Annotated in this window: 19 protein-coding genes; 2 read left to right on the plus strand and 17 right to left on the minus strand. The window is 44.3% G+C overall.

The features are described 5' to 3' along the window. Window positions 1–29 precede the first annotated feature (29 nt). From WBJ53_RS32925 to WBJ53_RS33005, 17 genes are all read right to left on the minus strand, one after another. Window positions 30–365, minus strand: coding sequence for a hypothetical protein (locus WBJ53_RS32925; protein ID WP_338877290.1), 336 nt, complete (start codon window positions 363–365; stop codon window positions 30–32). A 287-nt stretch (window positions 366–652) separates the two neighbouring features. Further along, window positions 653–862, minus strand: a complete 210-nt coding sequence (locus tag WBJ53_RS32930; protein ID WP_338877291.1) for a hypothetical protein — start codon at window positions 860–862, stop codon at window positions 653–655. Window position 863: 1 nt separating this feature from the next. Then, window positions 864–1,286, minus strand: coding sequence for a hypothetical protein (locus tag WBJ53_RS32935; protein WP_338877292.1), 423 nt, complete (start codon window positions 1,284–1,286; stop codon window positions 864–866). Beyond that, window positions 1,283–1,837 (minus strand): conjugal transfer protein TraO, encoded by a 555-nt coding sequence (locus tag WBJ53_RS32940; protein ID WP_338877293.1) that lies wholly within the window; start codon window positions 1,835–1,837, stop codon window positions 1,283–1,285. Before WBJ53_RS32940 ends, WBJ53_RS32935 begins: the two co-directional genes overlap by 4 nt. A gap of 32 nt (window positions 1,838–1,869) precedes the next feature. Beyond that, window positions 1,870–2,967, minus strand: coding sequence for a conjugative transposon protein TraN (gene traN, locus WBJ53_RS32945; RefSeq protein WP_338877294.1), 1,098 nt, complete (start codon window positions 2,965–2,967; stop codon window positions 1,870–1,872). Window positions 2,968–2,976: 9 nt separating this feature from the next. Beyond that, window positions 2,977–4,179 (minus strand): conjugative transposon protein TraM, encoded by a 1,203-nt coding sequence (gene traM, locus WBJ53_RS32950; RefSeq protein WP_338877295.1) that lies wholly within the window; start codon window positions 4,177–4,179, stop codon window positions 2,977–2,979. A 271-nt stretch (window positions 4,180–4,450) separates the two neighbouring features. Next, complete coding sequence (traK, locus tag WBJ53_RS32955) at window positions 4,451–5,110, minus strand: conjugative transposon protein TraK (RefSeq protein WP_338877296.1); 660 nt, start codon at window positions 5,108–5,110, stop codon at window positions 4,451–4,453. A 21-nt stretch (window positions 5,111–5,131) separates the two neighbouring features. Further along, on the minus strand, window positions 5,132–6,175 hold the full coding sequence (locus WBJ53_RS32960; RefSeq protein WP_338877297.1) for a hypothetical protein: 1,044 nt from the start codon (window positions 6,173–6,175) through the stop codon (window positions 5,132–5,134). Continuing rightward, a complete protein-coding gene (locus WBJ53_RS32965) occupies window positions 6,172–6,642 on the minus strand; it encodes a hypothetical protein (protein ID WP_338877298.1) in 471 nt (156 codons plus the stop codon). Before WBJ53_RS32965 ends, WBJ53_RS32960 begins: the two co-directional genes overlap by 4 nt. After that, window positions 6,639–7,475: a hypothetical protein gene (locus WBJ53_RS32970; RefSeq protein ID WP_338877299.1), complete on the minus strand. Its 837-nt coding sequence runs from the start codon at window positions 7,473–7,475 to the stop codon at window positions 6,639–6,641. Before WBJ53_RS32970 ends, WBJ53_RS32965 begins: the two co-directional genes overlap by 4 nt. Window positions 7,476–7,554: 79 nt before the next feature. Continuing rightward, the gene (locus tag WBJ53_RS32975) at window positions 7,555–8,538 is read right to left on the minus strand and encodes a hypothetical protein (RefSeq protein WP_338877300.1); all 984 of its coding nucleotides are present in this window, start codon (window positions 8,536–8,538) and stop codon (window positions 7,555–7,557) included. A gap of 4 nt (window positions 8,539–8,542) precedes the next feature. Then, complete coding sequence (locus WBJ53_RS32980) at window positions 8,543–11,062, minus strand: TraG family conjugative transposon ATPase (RefSeq protein WP_338877301.1); 2,520 nt, start codon at window positions 11,060–11,062, stop codon at window positions 8,543–8,545. Between the two features lie 20 nt (window positions 11,063–11,082). After that, entirely contained in the window at window positions 11,083–11,403 is a 321-nt protein-coding gene (locus WBJ53_RS32985; RefSeq protein WP_338877302.1) for a DUF4133 domain-containing protein, read from the minus strand. A 15-nt stretch (window positions 11,404–11,418) separates the two neighbouring features. Further along, complete coding sequence (locus WBJ53_RS32990; protein ID WP_338877303.1) at window positions 11,419–11,754, minus strand: DUF4134 family protein; 336 nt, start codon at window positions 11,752–11,754, stop codon at window positions 11,419–11,421. A gap of 491 nt (window positions 11,755–12,245) precedes the next feature. Then, complete coding sequence (locus WBJ53_RS32995) at window positions 12,246–13,094, minus strand: hypothetical protein (protein WP_338877304.1); 849 nt, start codon at window positions 13,092–13,094, stop codon at window positions 12,246–12,248. Next, a complete protein-coding gene (locus WBJ53_RS33000; protein ID WP_338877305.1) occupies window positions 13,094–13,711 on the minus strand; it encodes a DUF3408 domain-containing protein in 618 nt (205 codons plus the stop codon). Before WBJ53_RS33000 ends, WBJ53_RS32995 begins: the two co-directional genes overlap by 1 nt. Window positions 13,712–13,724: 13 nt before the next feature. Further along, window positions 13,725–14,441 (minus strand): ParA family protein, encoded by a 717-nt coding sequence (locus WBJ53_RS33005; protein ID WP_338877306.1) that lies wholly within the window; start codon window positions 14,439–14,441, stop codon window positions 13,725–13,727. A 720-nt stretch (window positions 14,442–15,161) separates the two neighbouring features. Between WBJ53_RS33005 and WBJ53_RS33010 the strand changes: the two genes are divergently transcribed. Continuing rightward, window positions 15,162–15,629: a hypothetical protein gene (locus tag WBJ53_RS33010; protein ID WP_338877307.1), complete on the plus strand. Its 468-nt coding sequence runs from the start codon at window positions 15,162–15,164 to the stop codon at window positions 15,627–15,629. 1 nt (window position 15,630) lies between these two features. Further along, a complete protein-coding gene (locus WBJ53_RS33015; RefSeq protein ID WP_338877308.1) occupies window positions 15,631–17,685 on the plus strand; it encodes a relaxase/mobilization nuclease domain-containing protein in 2,055 nt (684 codons plus the stop codon). Window positions 17,686–17,750 lie beyond the last annotated feature (65 nt).

Consider the following 17,750-nt stretch of genomic DNA (forward strand, 5'->3'; position numbering starts at 1 on the left):
TAATTAGTAGAAGTGACTACTAAATCAATTTATGGCGCTGGCGTTTGTCCGGACCTAAAATTCGATGGACTTGATTCGCGGTTGAGTTGTTCAAAATAAATCCGTTGCCAGAACCCTCGGTGCCTGGCCACTGCTGTTATTGGATCAGTGGTTTTGTTTTTAACGTAATACGTTACCTGATTCACGTGCTTATTGTCTTTGCAAATCGGACAATAATAGGTATGCGTTCGCTCCGAGTGGGCACGTTTAGCTACGCTAACACTGCCGCAACACTCGCAGGCCATCCGGGAAATTGTTGGCAAGGTTTTAAGCAAAGCTTCGTCACTTTGCTCAAGTATGCTTTCGCGAATTTGAGCCGCCGTCATACTTGAGCAGGAGGAACAGTTTTAAACAAAACTGAGCCGGAGCGGGAACAGAAATGCACAATGAATTCGGCAATCAGAAAGCCGACAATCCCGCAAACTACCAGAGTAATAACGATGTACAGAAGTAGCAGGGGCAGCGCTTGTACCTTATACGTATTCGATCTCATTTTTTAAAAGCAGTTAGTAAGAATATTATTAAATAAAGTTGGATTACACCGACACCCCGTAAAGCTCGGCCAGTGTAGGCAGTTGAATTAATTAGTTAGGATTAAAACGTTAAGCGCAATTTACCGACACTGATACAGTTGTTGCCAGTGCAACAACAATTGGGAAAGCCCAAACAGATCCTCAACGAACCACTGAAAAAGCATGTAAATAAGCCCATATCCGAAGGCCAGACTCAACCACTCCTTCCAAAGTCCGGCTAAAACAGTTAGGCCGAATAATCTAACGGGTTTATCAGGAATCGGCGAAGCCGTTAATTTGTTTACCTTCATATTACTTAACCGCCGTTAGCGTAAACGACGTATCTTTTTGCTGGCCCATCGTATCGTAGAAATGTAGTGTAAGCTGGTGCGCTCCTGAATCAGTAGGTACATAGGTAAGGGTGTCGGTCATTAACTTGCCCGCGTTGGCGAAAACCAAAGCTTTACCTCCTGGCGAAACTACCTGGTGGTTAAGCACCATGATACCCTGCTGCGGAGCCGTAATTTGCCAGGTAAAAGTATAGGCATTTCCGCTCATAAGGTATTCAGGTCGGATACTAAACCCAACTGACGTGGGTTTGTGAATGGGAATTTGCGGAGGAAAAGCATCCAGTTGAAGTTGGAACGGAAACGTTCGCCGAATGTCGAGGGATTCGCTTTGGCAGCTTATTACTATCAGGAAAAGGCCAATGGCCCAAAATAGTTTCGTATTCATCGGAAGAAACAGAAGCGGATACCGATGTATCCCGTGGTGCGAAATTGAGAAACTTCAGAAAATGGAATAAACCGTTCGGTAATGCCGACGATTAAGGCCAGCGAAGGACTGACATACGCTTCACCCTCCAACCCTGCTTGGGGACCAATCGAAGCTGTGGACTGATTCTGAATGATACCTTCCGGTAAATCGAGTTGATTCCGGTTCACTGCCTCATAACCCACATAAAGACCGGCCGTGGGCGCTACGTACAGCCAACGCCGGGTAGTGTAGATACCACGCGGTACATAATCAATGGCCAACCAATATTGCTCCACCACCGGCTTTTTGGCGGTAAGTGCATCGTAATATTTTCTGATGTAGTTGAACGAGGTTTTCCAGTACCGTTCGTTTTTGCGATACCAGATGTAATCAATAGACCCGGCATAACCTCTGCCAGGAGCATGTGGAGTCGAAAATTTTGGGAAGTTATCGACAACTCCGGCCGTAAAGCTTACAGCATTCTGTCCTTTTATGTGACGCTGGGCATAGCCACTATGCACTAACAACATAATTAGGAGGAGCAGTGAAAGATTAACCAATTTCATAAGGTGTCTGCGTCTAAAATGTCTTGGTTAGCCATCGTGAACGAAACAGTGCGTCCGCCGTTTTTCTCGCCAAGGATGATCTGCACTACCTTGTCATCAGGGATTGTAAACTTTTGAAAGGCGAAAACTTTTTCGACTGCATCCCTCCCAGGAATTACAACTAACGGTTGGTTATATACGTATAGCGGGATGACCTCTATTTCCTGATGGGAAGTTTCCTTGGCAACCGTTTTATCGACGATAAAAAACCGAATGAAATCAAGGTCGTACCGGATATTCGATTTGTTCTTTATCCCGATCTTGTAATAGAGGACATTGTCCTTATAATACAAGCCACGTAAACTTGCCTGAATGTCGTACTTGTTTATACCCACATGTTTTACCCGCCGACGCTGGTCCATAATGTGAGAACAGTTCTGGACGATTTCTTGCTGAGATGTGTTTACACCTGCAAAGCTGACCAGCGTACCTTTTTGATTGATGGTATGGGCATTTTGCTGAACAACGCCATTGTCGTTAACGGATAAATCCAGGGCCAGCAATGTGGGATGTTCATTATAGTTAACAACAAAACTATAGAACTGTCCATCCGCTGTCATCACACTGAAATTGGTTTCGTTGAAACCAATGCTGGAGGCTTTCACGCGCAGCACGTTATCGACCGCGCTGGCTTTGTCGGCAATGATGTCCTTTGAACCTATATCGACGGAACGGATTGGCGACTTAAATATAATGCAGGTCGTTTTGTTAAAGGCGAGATCCACGTAATATGACTTAATAACGTTACGGTCCTGGATAGGAATAGAACCGTACTTAAATACCGTAGGCTCGAGGAGAGGTATTTCGCCCGGACGGTCAGGTATCGTTGCCGATCCATCCGACGGTACACCACCCGGTTGATTTATTATACTGGTTGCCGCCTTAGGTGAAGATGGTTTAATCAAAGCAGCTATCCGTTTCCGTAGAGAGTCGAGTCGACGGGCCTGAGTTGACGACTTAGTAAGACCGGAAGTTTTAGCCGAATCGGAAACTTGAGCCAACACAAGTTGGTGAAGAGTTAACATTAAAACCAATACATAGGCTATAATTTTCATAATGGTCACTTATTTAAGAAGAACATAGTAATTGTTTTTCAGCGTAGCTTTCTGAACGGAAACCTTCCGTGAAAGAAAGCTGCGCCCTCCCTGTAGTCCAGCCTGAACGGCACTGGCCGCTGCCATTGCGGGCACATTAGTAGCCAAAACGGGGGTATTGACATTAAAACCTTGACCTGCTTGGGAGATGGCTTGACGTCCTTGCTCGACAGCCAGCACATTCGGTACATAAATTCCTGATAACCCGTCCATATCATAAACAGTGAGCTTCATCGGAAGTATGCGCCCTTCGTATTGCACCTGATTGATTGTAATATTCACCCGTTGCCCTCCAAAACTAGCAATGCCATACAGGAGCGTTCCTTCTGAAATCATTCGACCCCGGAGTGTTATTGTCTCCAGCAGTCGCAAGCCCACACGTCCACCTGAAACAATCGTCTGTTCGGAAAAAATCATGGCTTTGACGGTGACCGACAGCGAATCTTCTTTGGCGTCCATCTGCTGCTTTCGCATCTCTGACATCAATCCGTAGAAACTATTCTTGCCTGCTGGTCCATTCAGGGAAGAAACCGTGGGTACGGCATAGGATTCCGGCTTGAGCAGTCGACCCTGAGCTTCCTGCTGGCGTTTTAGCTTATCGGCTTTGTATTCCTGGAGAAAAGCAAGTAGCTTTTTTTCCTTCTCTAATTCTTCCTTTGGTTTGGTTGAACTGACTTCTTCCTCATCATCGTTTTCCAGATCCGAGCGAACCGTTCGTCTACTGGATTTTGGGCTTCGTAATTTGAGTGGAGGAATCGTAGAGGTATCCGGCTCTTCGTAAATTTCTTTGGGAACGGCTTCGCCGTAAATATAGGAATCGGCTTCTCCCCGGCGTGGCATATCGGGCTGAACTGAACCTGGAACGTGCGCATTAAGCCCGCGTTCCATTGGCATTTGATCGGGCATGGCCAGCGGCTGGGCATCAGCCGCCAATTCCAGTTTGGAACGGGAGGGCAATCCGGTAGAATCTCCTGCGTTGGGCAGTTCCGCGTTTAGGCTTAGGCTCGTTCTAACGGGGTTGTCGTCTTTGGGCTGCTTATGCCGAATGAAATAGTAGATGATCAACACCAAGCTAATACCGACTCCCGTCAAGATTGTCACAAAACGTTTATCCTGAAATAGCTGCTTGATTCTACTTCCGTCGAAACGGCTCGTAGTTGACGTGTTGCTCATAATGTTTTGAATGAATATGCGTGATAAAACGTCCAGTAGCCGTCCAGTAGACACTTAATGAGCCGAGCAAGAGCAACCCTGTCAAGAAAAAAATAAGCTGCCTTTTACGGTGTTGAACGGGTTGCTTTTCCCATTCCCTTACGGCCTGGCAGAGCCAGGTAATCAGTTGTTGACGAGCGGCCTCATAAGCTATAGTCAGCCCTTGAGAAGGCGGTTTTTTACGCCTTCTTAAAAAATTAGTGAACATGATTCAGAATAAAATAGTCGTTAGCTACCGATGCATTTCGTACTGATCGCGGTTAATGGTTTCTATATCCGAATTATCTGTAACTCGAAATCGCTCAATCAGAAAACCATGCGGATTATTGTCAGTGCGGGTTGCATCGATTAGGTAGCAATCCGCTTTTAATTTGCGAAACGTTATGTTGGTTGCTCGCACCAACAAAATTCGGGCATTAATCGAGCAATAATACGGTGACTTATTCAAGTCGAGACCAACCGAATCGATCATAATCTTCTGTATAGTGTTGCCCTGTAACAGCTTAGTGTAGAAACCTTTTTCGCGTAAATCCAGATAGTGGCGGGTGATCGACTCATCCCCTAAGTACGCAGCTTGTTTCATGTTTTCGTCGATGGCCTTTTCATCCGGTTCCTGATTAAAGAAAAGCTTCAGGAAGGTCTTAACATGATCTCTGGCTTCGGCTGGTCGGTTAGCGTTCTGCTCCTGAGCCAACGCCAGCATAATTGACTTTCCACCGTTATCAAGTACATATATTTTTTCACGGGACTCCCGGCTGTTTTTATATGAAAGGTAGGTTGCCCAGGAAGCGAAACCGATGGAACCAACAATCACAATACAAACGATAATCCGAACTAATCGAAACGACGATTCTATATTTCGCAGATAGCGAAAGTTAAAGTTTGCATTCATTCTGTAGCTTGTATTAAATGATTAGTAGGTACTGGCCGCTGCGACTACCCGGCCACCTATATTTCCCGAGGTTGCGCCGGCTATTTGACCGGCTGTACGTACCGGAGCTGACATGGCACGAAGTCCATCCGAAACACCCGTCGAATCCAGCACCCAGGTGGCTAATTTCGGTACCAGTAAATACCCAAAGATGCCCACCGCATAAAAAAGTAAGTTAGCGATGGATGAACTGGGCATGCCTGGATTGCCTTGCAGTTGCTGATATTCAACATTCAGGCTGGATAAATGAAAACTGTCCAGGATAAATCCGTAAATGTTGGCTATGGGAATCCACAAAAGCGTATGTAAAACCCGTCCCACCCAAGCCGCAATGGAACTATAAAACCAGTCGAAGCACCCTAATCCAATTGTCAACGGACCGAATATGCCCAGGATTATCAAAAAGTACGTCGATATAATCTTGATGCCAATAATGACAATGAAGTAGAGCAGGCGGAATAGTGCCATCAGTACGTAATTTACCGTCGTGTCAATCACGAAGTTCACGGCATCCGCAGCCGCTGAGGAAACAGAATTGGCCATGCCCATAACGGCGTCTGTCATCAATTGAAACCAAGTCCGATTGTCTTCCGCCGGTGCCACCGGTGGCGGGGCATTGGTATTACCCATATTTTGAATTCGCGTTTGGGCATTCGTTATCACCTGCTGTTCCACTTCATCTCGCCGGGAAGCGCCCATTTCCTGGGTTGCGTCATTCAGCGAGCGGCCTAAGTAAACCACGCCAGAATACAATCCCGGATATGACAGCAAGAGCATCGAAATGACGAGGGGCCGCAATAAGGGGTATACGTCAATGGGTTCGCTTCGGGCTTGATGGGCCCATACCCGATAAAAAACGTAGAACAATGCACCAACCAGTCCAATCGCCTGGCCTACCGCGATGAAGGAAGAAAATTCGGGCAGCATCGTATCAAACAGTGCGTCAGCAGCTTCCTCAATGCTGGTAATAGCCCCGCTGGCCAGTGACGCATTCCAGCCGGAGCCAGGAGCTTGCAGGAGTATCATGGTTTGTAGCGAAAAGTTTCAACTTTTGAAAAAGTGAGCTGAGTAGTATTCAAACCGAAAGGCCCTCTGCAATATGTTGCCAGTGAGAACGACTTCATTTGCAACTGCTTGGCGCTGGTCAGACGTAGATAATCATACCCATACCCCTGCCCTACCCCATGGTCGGCTTTAGCCACGTGCAATGAGTCATCCCACAGAATAGGCATAAAATCCATTTCGGGTCCACAGGGTGTCTTTTGCCTCGTCGTAGTATCTACAATCTGGGAAAAATAGTGCCACAACAAGGAATCTCCGGAAGGTTGTATCGTGATGCCCGCCTGAAGTTTTTTGGGACCGCCCATTGTCGAAATAGCTTGCCAGTTTCCTACGTATTCTTTCGGAAAGGCAGCCGACTTACGTAGGAATCGTTCTTGCTTTGCATGGCAAGCCGCCACTACTAAGCCGATTAAGATTACAACCTGTTTCATTTCTTAATAAAACGAGCCATGTATGGATCGGAAATAGTTTTGCTAAGCATCACCCGCATCGCTTGTTCCGATTCCGCCATACGATAATAGTTGACTGAGGCCGCCACTTTACGGCCGTAATTGACCAAATCAGCGTGGCGCTGCCTGGCTTCTGCTAAGGACTGTTGCTGCAACTTTAGCCGCTCGTAAGGCGATAAGAAAACCGGCTTTCCCTTAGACGTCTCGACTGCGTTCCTGGATTTTATCAGCTTAGTCGATCCCAGGTTGCCATTAATGATCGACAGATGATAAAAAGCCAAGTCATCTTTCCCCTGATCAAGGTATTTCTTGATTAATTTCGACGTAGGCCCTCCATTATCATAAGTTTGATCAATGGCCTTAATCTGAGTTCCCCAAATGTCTTTCGTCAACTGGCTTTCTAACCCTTTGATGGGCGAATCCTTAACGGCCTTATTCTCCTCATTATGCTGCTTGGCCCATTCATACCGAAGCTTAAAATCCTGGTAATTCAGCTTATTGAGCCGTTCCTGCCCGTCTTTCCAGACCTCCCGTAGCGAAGCGAGCTTTTTGACAAGCCGCTTATCTTTCGTTTTCTGGTATATCGACATAATCTTCTCGGCCGCAGGAGCCAGCACAACCGCATCGGCGAGTGCCTTTATCATCTCGTCCAACGCTTTGTTAACCATCAAATTCATTAAATCAACGCCGGGGTCGACAATCCCACGTTTGATTTTACTCTCTGTCATGCCCAGCACTTTGTCAATTTCGGCCTGTAATTCAGGATCGGATGGCATTCCACCCTGTAATTGGGTCGGACCCAGAACGTCCGTCATTTCGTCTTGAGCAGAAGTGGCTAATGGGCAGAGCATAATCATCACCAACCATCCTAAAAGGCATAATAAACGAGCGTGCTTAGTTTGAATAAACATGATTCAGACCTGATTTTTTTTGAAAACTACCCTGTTTAAATTCGTCCGATTGTAGCTTGGCAATTCGGTAGATGTAGATTCGACGCAACTCATCCCGAAGCCCGCCGATGGCCTCAAGCCGCTTTTTAATTGCCGCTGCCGCTTGATCAAGCACATCCATACGTTCGCCTTGGGCCATCCAAGACACGGTGACCCCCTTCCCATTGCTGCCCAGATTACACACAATATTCACCGCTGAGGCAAGATCCTTCGTATCGCCGACCGATTTAATCAGGGACTGGTAGCCCTGTCGTTCCTGCGCGGTAAACACAGGAGCGCTGAGCAACTTAGTCAAATCTGTTACGTGGGTTTTTACCGCATCGAATAAGCCCTTTATATTGAGTTCTTTATAATAGGAACAGAACTCCGGTGAAAGGGTCGTATGCGATTTTTTCCAGGCGTAATCAACTTTTAGGGTCTGATACGTAATGCGTTGCTGGGCAGAGTAGCCTTCGGCAACCATCTTTTTTAAGCGTTCCACTTCCCCCGCCGGCGTGGTACCAACATCCGCAATTTTAGAAGCCAGTTGCGCGATCTTATCGCTGATGCCGGACATAATCTGATCTTCTTTTTCCCCAATCAGATTCGAGACCTCATCCGAAAGTTCGTCTTTCATGCCTGAGAAATACCCTGTCAGGTCATTGGTAATGCTGCCTAAAACATTATCGGGTGATAGTTGATTCGCGAGGTTCTCGACGTAATTGCCAATGACATCGCCCAGGTCATCTTTACTAACTTTAATAGGTGGCTGACCGGGAAAAATAACCGTTGCCTTACCGATTAAGGGTACATCAACAATGGGCATGTACCGGCTCAGGTCGGGTGTAGACCCGGTTGAATCGGTAGATTGCCCGTAGGCCAACGGCAGACCTGCCATTATCCAAAACCTACTCATTACCATCGCTATTACAGTTTTATACCGTTTCATAACCCTATCCATTTAAATCTTCGGTAACTACCTCTTTCAGTGCTAAATCGTAATTGCCTCCATTCGAGCGCACTTTTCGCATCACCCGGATTTTTTCCCGCTGTTCCGTGGTATAGGCGTAGTATTCCGGTTTAGATACCTCTAACCCATATACGCGATACCGTTGACCGCCCCAACTCACAAAAAATTCTTTGTATTTGCGATTAGGATCATTGTCTCGATTCATCGACAACACCAAATCTTTTTCCTTATCGGTCAGTCCCAGTAACTCTTTGACGAAGGTGAATTTGTTCTCGTACTTGCGCTGGTCCATCAGGATTTTACAATCGGCATTGTTAACAATGGAGTCTTGCACAATGGGATTGTTAATTATATCCTGAATTTCCTGGGTAACGATCCAAGCCTCTCCGTCGAATTTCCGGACCGTTTTGTAGAGGTATTTAATATACCCGGCCATGTTCGGCGTCATTATTGCTTTCCAAGCTTCTTCGATGAGGATGATTTTACGGATATTTTCCAGCTTCCGCATTTTTGAAATGAACGTGTCCATGACAATGATGGTCACGATGGGAAACAGGATTGGGTGATCCTTTACGTTATCCAGCTCGAAAACGATGAACCGCTCGTGCAATAGATCCAGATTTTCTTTTGAGTTGAGCAGAAAATCAAATTCACCGCCCTTGTAGTAGGGTTTAAGGTTGAACATGAAGTTGTCGAAATCAAAGTAATCGTCTTTAACCCCTTCCTGCTTTAGGTATGCCTTGAAATCCTGCTGCATGAATTCGTAGAAGGTATCAAAGCAAGGAAAAAGGTCCTGGTCAGCATTGAGTTTTAGAAAATATCCTTTAACCGCCGAAGAAAGAGCGTTGTATTCGGAACGGTTCGTTTTTTCCTCCACCGACTTCCAGAGGGTCAGCAGCAAATTCTTTAACGATTCAGCTTTCTCCGTATCCGGCATTAACCGGCCTTCAATAAAAAACGGGTTAAAGTGGATTGGCTTTTCCATCGTGTAAGTGATGTACTTCCCATCCAGCATAGCGCAAAGCCCCCGGTACGAATCCCCTACATCCACAATAACTTCGTGTGCTCCGTGGGTATGATAGCTCCGTAGTAAGTGGTTCGTTAAAAAGCTCTTACCCGATCCCGACGGACCGATGATAAACTTGTTTCGGTTCGTCACCCAGTTTCTCTGCATCGGCTCATCTGAGAAGTCAACCCAAAGGGGACGACCTGATAGCCGATCTACCACCCGGACGCTATTTTTAGCCGACTCTGACGTGTAGTAGTTCGTCTCGTGATTGAATAAGCACGCTGCCTGCGGAGCAAACTGCGTAAATGTATCTTCACGTGGCAAATCTGGAGAATTACCTGGTATTCCCGCAAAAAAGAGAAAAGCAGCATCCCGCGTATTCTCTCTCGGCTTAAGGTTCATTTTTGCAATAGCTGCCGTTGCCTTATTACGCAGTTCGGGCAGTCGAAGCTTATCATCGGTCCATACTTGTAAGTTAGAATGGATACGTACCGGCGATAACGACTTCTCGGCAGCCATCGTCAAGAAGCCATTCACCAAGTTCGCATTAACCGCATTTGCCCGGTCGAAGTTGGCCAGCGCCAGCATATTACCGGCCTTCTTTTCCAGTTCTGCCGTTAAGAGTGTCCGGTCATCAATAAACACGTACTGATTGTAGATGTGATTGCAGTCCAGCATTAGACCGATGGGCGTCGAGTAGCCAACCGACAAATTCGAATTCTCCGTTGAGAGCGCTCCGATCCGAACGTTTGTATTTATCGAATCGGGCATGTCGTCCACCTGGGAGATTGTAAAGAATTTGGAATATTTTCCCCCAATTCTTAACTCATCGTCGGAGGTGAAATCCATATCCATTAGGGGGACAATCTCATCCTTTAGCGATAAGGTCATGTACCGCTCAATCAGGCCGGCCTGGTCAACCGGTGCGTCCCGATCTGGCTGGATTTCATCACTGCTCAAACGTCGACACTTTATCAGACGAGACGACTCAAGTATTGACTTTAACTGGAGGGCCGCTACCATAAATTTGTCGATCTCCTGTCTGTTAAGCGCTCGTTTAGGGACAATACGAGGTTTTAGAAGGGAGGTTGCTCCCACCTTCGTCCGCGTTCGTTCACCCTGGGAATACGTCAGATATAGAAAACACTCATGATGCAAAAAGGGTCGCTCATTAAAGTGTATCTCCGACGAACGGTCCAAGTAATTTTCCGGTAACTCCTTGGCGTTGGGGTGATACTTATCCTCGACAAACCAATCCTGCTTATGCAATACTGTGTTAGCTGGTAAAACGCCAATTGCTTTGGTCCATGTTTCCACCATTTCCCGATAATCCCCTAGCTCAATGCCGTTTTCTGTACGGGCGTTAAGCGTAAATATTTCGGGTAAGGTCAACTGAAAGACAATCGTTAAATCACCCCATTTGGAAAAGATACAATTTTCTTCGACCGCGCCGAGAGGAAAGACCTTTTCCAGCTCTTTTACCGCATACGTCATAAATGCGCTGTTTTAGGTAGTTATCTTTTACGAAGATTGCGGTACACAGAATCTTGGCGCACCGTCAGAATGCCTGGTAATTTTTTGCGGGCTTGGGCCCGTTCGTATCCGCCCGCACCCTGATTGACTGAGCGTTTAACAAGCCCCATATACACTATATAAATTCCAACTGCACAAGCCACAAAAATCATCCAGCCTGGTAGCGGTACGAAGACGGCTGATAGCCCGCCCATAACTACAATGCTAATAATCCATTTTACCAATAGTATAAGGTAATCCATACCGACAACTCCCCTTACTTGCGGTGGACGGTCAGCCCCTTTGTTGATTTCGTAAGGCATACTGCAGCACGAGACTTAATTGCCAAAAGCAGCGGTTAACACCAATCCAACAACCCCGGCAAATACGATAGCTGATCCCCAGTTAATTACCGCCTTTTTAAAGTCAGGGTCATTATTAAAAAATTTACTGACGCATTGTATGCCGCCAATAACGCCCATAATCAGGCATACTGGTAGCATTAAGTCTCCTACACTTTTACCTACGTCCTGTAACTCTGTGGTCGCCTTATCCACCCCTTTGGATATTGCACCACTCTTTAGCCCAGTTTGGGCAAACAGATTCATGGAGGTTAATAGGAAACTTACCAATAAAGAAAGGGTGGCGAAATAGGTGAACTTTAGATTTCTCATGAGTAATGAAAATTTATTGGTTACTGATGCACTGATTTAGCCGATGTGTTTCAAGAACCCCGCAGGTTTTGCCTAAATAAGCTCCAAGATGTGGTTATCAGGAAGCGTTGACGAATACCGATAAGGCACGGTGCTGACCTTTACAAACTGGTGATCTTAACTCTTCACTTTTACCTAGAAGGGATAATAATCTATGCTCTTCAAGCCGATTCAACACTTTAACTATCGAGTCATTTATAATTGTACTTTTTAGTGTTCGCATGGAATTTAACTGGGCTAAAAGGCCGCTTAATCAATCTTACATAAACTATTATGCAACTAACCTACGAACACTAATTCAGAAAACAAGCAGAATAAGTAATCTGTTTAAGACTTTTAATAACATTAAAAGTGTCCCAGAGTCTCGTTTGTCCTCAAAAAAAAGAGGTTCGTCCCTCGCAATTTCTATTTCGTCTGAGAAAAAAAATTTCAATTTTTTCAGGAAAATTTCTTCAACTCCCGAAATTCTTATAAAACATTTCCTGAAAAATCTTCCGATTGGTTTCTGTTTCATCGTTGGACATTTCCGCTGAGGCCGCAACCATACTGGCTTGTGCGACACTTTTTAAATTGACATCACCGGGTAGCCGATCAATTAGCGAAGCTATGATGCTCAACAAAGTTGCCTGATGCCGTTCATGCTGCTCTTTGAGTTGGGTGTTAGCCGCTTCTAAACGCAGAATTAACATTTCTTTAGTTAGCGTGGCAAATTGATTCATCCGGTCCTGATAGGTTTCCAACTTCTCCCCTTCTTCAAGCTGATTATCGATTAAGCGCTGATCGATCTCTTTCTCCATAAATTCCTCTGGCAAGAGATCATCATAGCTTTGGGAAACATCAAAAAGAGCTTGCTCTCTTTCAAAGTCAATTTCTTTTTCCTTCTCACGTTCTATCCGATAGGTTTCCTGCAAGGCAAAAATTTCTTTCCATTTGTCGGAGTTAGTTGCTTCCCGGTCAATGGCTTCCTCGCTTATACCTGCTTCAGTATCCAAACAGACATTTGTTTGGATCAACTGCTTGCCAGAAGCGGTAGCCTTTTGGGAATTAGCGTCTTCTTCCATCCCTGGTGAGTAACTCTCTCGTTCGAGTTCTGACAGTCTATTCAGCACAAGCTGATAATCCTCGGTAGTTACGTACTGAGTCGGTTTACCTTCTTTGGGCTCTCCCCTACTCGGCTCATCTTCACATACTGACTTCTTTGTCGGGGAAAGCAAAGCAGGGGTATTCTGTAAATACCCCTTCAGGGCCCAGCCCGAAATGCATAACCCTATTAAACCAGTAAACAGCAGTATCGCATCCATTATCCAATTCGTTTACGGACCTTCCATTGATTAATTAACTTGTCAACCTCCGTTTTGTGTTCCGCCCGGTGATTAGCTAAAAGATTGTCAACTAAATCAGCTAGGGTGATTTTATAACCTTGACGACGAGCTTCTTCGATCATAACTGATAATAACCAGTGGCTATCTTCAGAAATACGAACTGGTTTGACTTCAAATGCAGCTTCGTCCGTTGATTTAACTGGTCTTTTAAAAAAAGTCTCCTGGTAGGTTTCCGGCTTTTTCCCCTCCCCTGCCTTATTTTTCGGCTTCTTGGTACCAACAACTGAGTCAGCAGTAACTGTAGAGTTGTTTTCAGTCTTTGTTTCTTGCTCTTTATCAACTGGTTCTAAAGTAATTGATGAAGTAGTTTCTTGTTCAGGTTGCTGCTCATCGGCTGAGGATGTTTTCCCCGGCTGGTTTTCGGCGGACTCTATCTGATTATTTTCCGTGGCCGGACTTGGTGTTAGCTCTGATTCAACCGCAGTTGATATATCGTTTGGACTCGTCTGCTGATTAATCCATCCCATTAATCCACTATTAGGCTGATTAATTGTTGGGATCGGGGCTTTGTTGGACTTACTGTTTGACTTTGCCATAGGATTATGGGGTTTATGAATTTGAAACCAATGTTTTATTTAACTCATGAACTAAGGGTTCGATAGTACGATGCGGGATTAGGGTAGAACGATAATCTTGGATATTGACCGACTGCGGTATTCGATACTTAAGGAATTTAACGTTGATCGGGGTCTTCCTGTCTTTATTAAGGCCCTCCAAGTAGGTAATAGCTGCTTGTTCCAGATTGGCATAGCGATCCTCCCGTACTCGAATGTCATATTTATTCCAGAGCAGGTACGTAGGCACCATCCCCCCATTCTTATTATCAAAGCTGGCCATTGCCAAGACGGTATGCATGGTTGATTCAAAACTGATTGGGTCTGCCTCGATGAGTAAGATTGCCGCATCTAATCGCTTGACCATTCCTGGAAAACCGTCCACATTCAAGGTACCAGGTAAATCGACCAGGACAAGTTCATTCTTTTTATTAAAGGAATCCAGCTTAGGTAAGGTGTTAATCAGTGAATCAGAATAGATAGGATATGGCATCTTACCTAATCGTTCTGCTTTCTTGTAATAGGACTCGTCCGATTTTAACCGTTGTATTTCTGATTCACGAATTGAGTTAAGCGAGTGTTGTGGATAATCACAGTCAAAGACGGTAACTGGAATACCTTCTACCTGATAATAATACGTAGCTACGTGGGTGGTGATGCTAGTCTTACCTACCCCACCTTTCTGGGAACAAAAAGAAATAATCTTTGCCATAGTTTAAGGTTTAACTGTTGCTTTGGTACAAAGTAACAATGTTACTTTTCTTTTTTGATATAATGACACATTGTATAAATATTATTTTTTACAATGTCGCAAATCTACATTAAGCCTTTTATTCTTTGCATCAAATACACTTTGATACAAAGCTACTTTGTTGCATTGTTAAAATGTAATATTGCACAATTTGGCAAAATAACTATGTGTAAATTTATCAACTTACCATTGTACTATTGTTACAAAGTAACGAAGTTATATTGTTATATCTCAACATTATCACAATGTATCATTATCACAATGCTACATTGTCTCATTATGACAATAAGTCAAAACCACAATGCTACAGTGCTACACTGCTACATGATACATCCATTCATGTTAATTAAGGCTGGTACATAGCAAATGCATGGTTCTAACATTCTGATCAAGTCGAAATTGATCTATCTATGTCACAATAATGCATTGGTACAAAGTATCATTGTGACATTGTGACAATGTAACATTCATCAGCCATTATAATATATAAGTAAAAAGTAGGTGAAGAATTATTGAAGGTTTATAGCTTTAGGAATAGCTTTGTTATTATAACAAAGAGCAAGATGTGTTTTCCGGCACGCAAAACCTTTCTACGCTAAGGCGATTAAGGGGTATATCCTGACTTTGAAGAAGCTTTAGAAGGATGGAAATAATCTTTATAACCCAATATCCGAATACGAAATGGAAAGCTCAGAGGAAAAAAAAGGCCAAAACCAGGGTGGGAGGCCTAATTTAGCTGACGAGGAAGTTCGCGCCCACCGATTGGTTACCCGTATGAATACAAAAGACTACCGCGCCCTCAGTCGAGACTTTGAAATCTGGAGGGAAGGAGGTGTTGGACGTATTGCTGATTACTTAAGAGAAATCATTTTAAACCGTCATATGCCAAAAATGTCGGTTTCATCAGGAGCGGATAAGGATCAAATCATTGATTTTACTCAATCCTTATACAGTATACGACAGCAGCTAAAGCATATAGATGTTAATTACAATCAGGTAGCTAAACGCATTAATAGCATTGAACATACAGGTAAATTGTACTTTGAAGTCCAGGCCAGCAAGACCATAATCGACAAGTTAGAACCAATAATTAGCCAAATTGATGTGATTGTAAAAGCGCAAACTGAGGCTTTGTATAATAAGAAGTAGTATGGTCATTCGATTAACTGTCGGCTCTAAAATTAGCGGAGCAATCCGTTATAACGAGCAAAAAGTCGTTCAAAAGCAAGCCCATGTGCTTGGAGCAATGGGCTTTGCTAATAACCAGTTAGCGGCACAAAATCGAAATTATACGACTAATGTTCTTGAATTACAGAGCCGAAAGAATCCAAATGTAAAGAAACCAACGCTCCATTTTTCGCTTAGTTTACACCCCAGTGAAAAAGTAAGTGATGAAAAGTTTAGAGCGATGGTTAACCAGTTCATGGGCGAAATGGGCTATGAAAATCAGCCCTATATTGTTTATCGCCATCACGATACCGCTCATCCCCATGTGCATGTCGTAACAACCTGTGTCGACGAAACAGGGTCAAAGCTTAATGACACATTCATCAAGCGTCGAATTAATGATGTCCGACAAGAGCTTGAATTACAATTTGGCCTTATTAGAGCAGAGGGTAGGGGTAAAGGAGTCGATCATCAAGCCGCCCAGCACCGGCACGTTCCGACCAATCAGTCAGCAGGAGTCTACGACCCACTGAGGAAAGAACAATTAAAAGTAATTTTACAACAGGTGCTTCAGCAGAAGGCATTTTCAACGATAGAGGAGTACTGCCAATTACTGAAGAAGCAGCAGGTAAATACAATTCTACACCGTGGAGACCGGCAAGGCAAACAGATCAAAGGTATATCTTATCAACTAACAGATTCTGGAGGCAAAGCGCTAACTACCCGCATCAAAGCAAGTGAGATTGGAGCCTGGGCTACTTGGAACGGTGTTGAAAAACAATTCATTGGAGTAGAGCCAAAATTGCAACAGTCACAACGGTTGGAATATGGACAATACAGAGTGTTGGCTGCGATGCTATCCGAGCAATTACGGACCTATAAGAAAGGGCGATCAATTTATTATGACAGCGCGTTGGTTGAAAACTTTCCAACGGATGAGATGCAAAAGGCCCTCCACCAAGTTACTCAATACAAACTAACAAAAGAGGTGGTAAATGAAGCTGTGCAGCGGTTTGAGCTATACAAACGCTCACAATTGCCAGAAATTATCAAAAAGGAGCAGGTTGCATTTAGCCGCTCGATGGAAATTTATACAAAGATTGCGAGTGAAATCGAAGGCAGTTCACTTAACAAATTCCAATTTTACCAAGCCCTTAGTGTAACGCTCGACCCTAAAGGGCATGTAACCAGCCCAACTAACCGCCATCTGGCCTATCAGATCGATCCTGTACGATGGGCAGTTATTCAATCCGAAACCGGTCCTGATTTGAAAATACCAGCTCTTTACTTGAGAGGTGAGCGAACGGTTATGCTTTTTAGTGAATCCAACAAGTCTTTTTCTGAAAGTTATTATGAAGTTCGCCCCAAGCTACTAGAGCACATCCTGAAGCCAGATAAGATGGTGAAAATTCATCGCCAACTGAATGAAAACTATCTGAATAGATTGATAAAAGATGGTCCAGTTATCGGAATAGATCAAGTACGTTATTTTTATCAAAGGGGTATAATTGTCGATCCAAAACCGACCATATGGCCAGAGAAATCGGACAAACAACCCACGCATTTAATTCGCTACAAAGAGGCTCCTGCTCAGGTCGCCGTAGCGTCGAACAGTCTATTTTCTAAACAAATACCTCATCTGAATATGCATAACTGGGAGCAGGGGTTGTCAACCGAAGCGGGTCGTTACATGACCGCTCTGGCGCAATGTATCGACCAAGCGAAATTAAGCGGTGGGAAGTCAAATGAAATCAACCAACTACGGGAACGAATCTACCAACGTGATCCCGCCCTGTCTACCTATTCAGACGAAGAACTTGTTACTGCGCTAGAGATGCGTAGTCAGACAGGTAAAGGTTTAATTAAACAAACTGAACTTGACGTAATTCTGGAGCCAAGAACCTACATGAATGAAAACGCAATTCAAGTAGAACTCCTCAAGGTTCGGGCAAATGATGTATTTGGTTATGAACAGACGGGTAAATATAAACACGTAGGAAAAGGGATAAAGAAACGGAGTAGGGGACGGGAGCTATAATTGGAATTACTCATCTAATTATTTTGAATAATTAATCAATACTTTCTGGGCATACAAACTAAATC

This window comes from Spirosoma sp. SC4-14 (genome assembly GCF_037201965.1).
GTDB lineage: Bacteria > Bacteroidota > Bacteroidia > Cytophagales > Spirosomataceae > Spirosoma.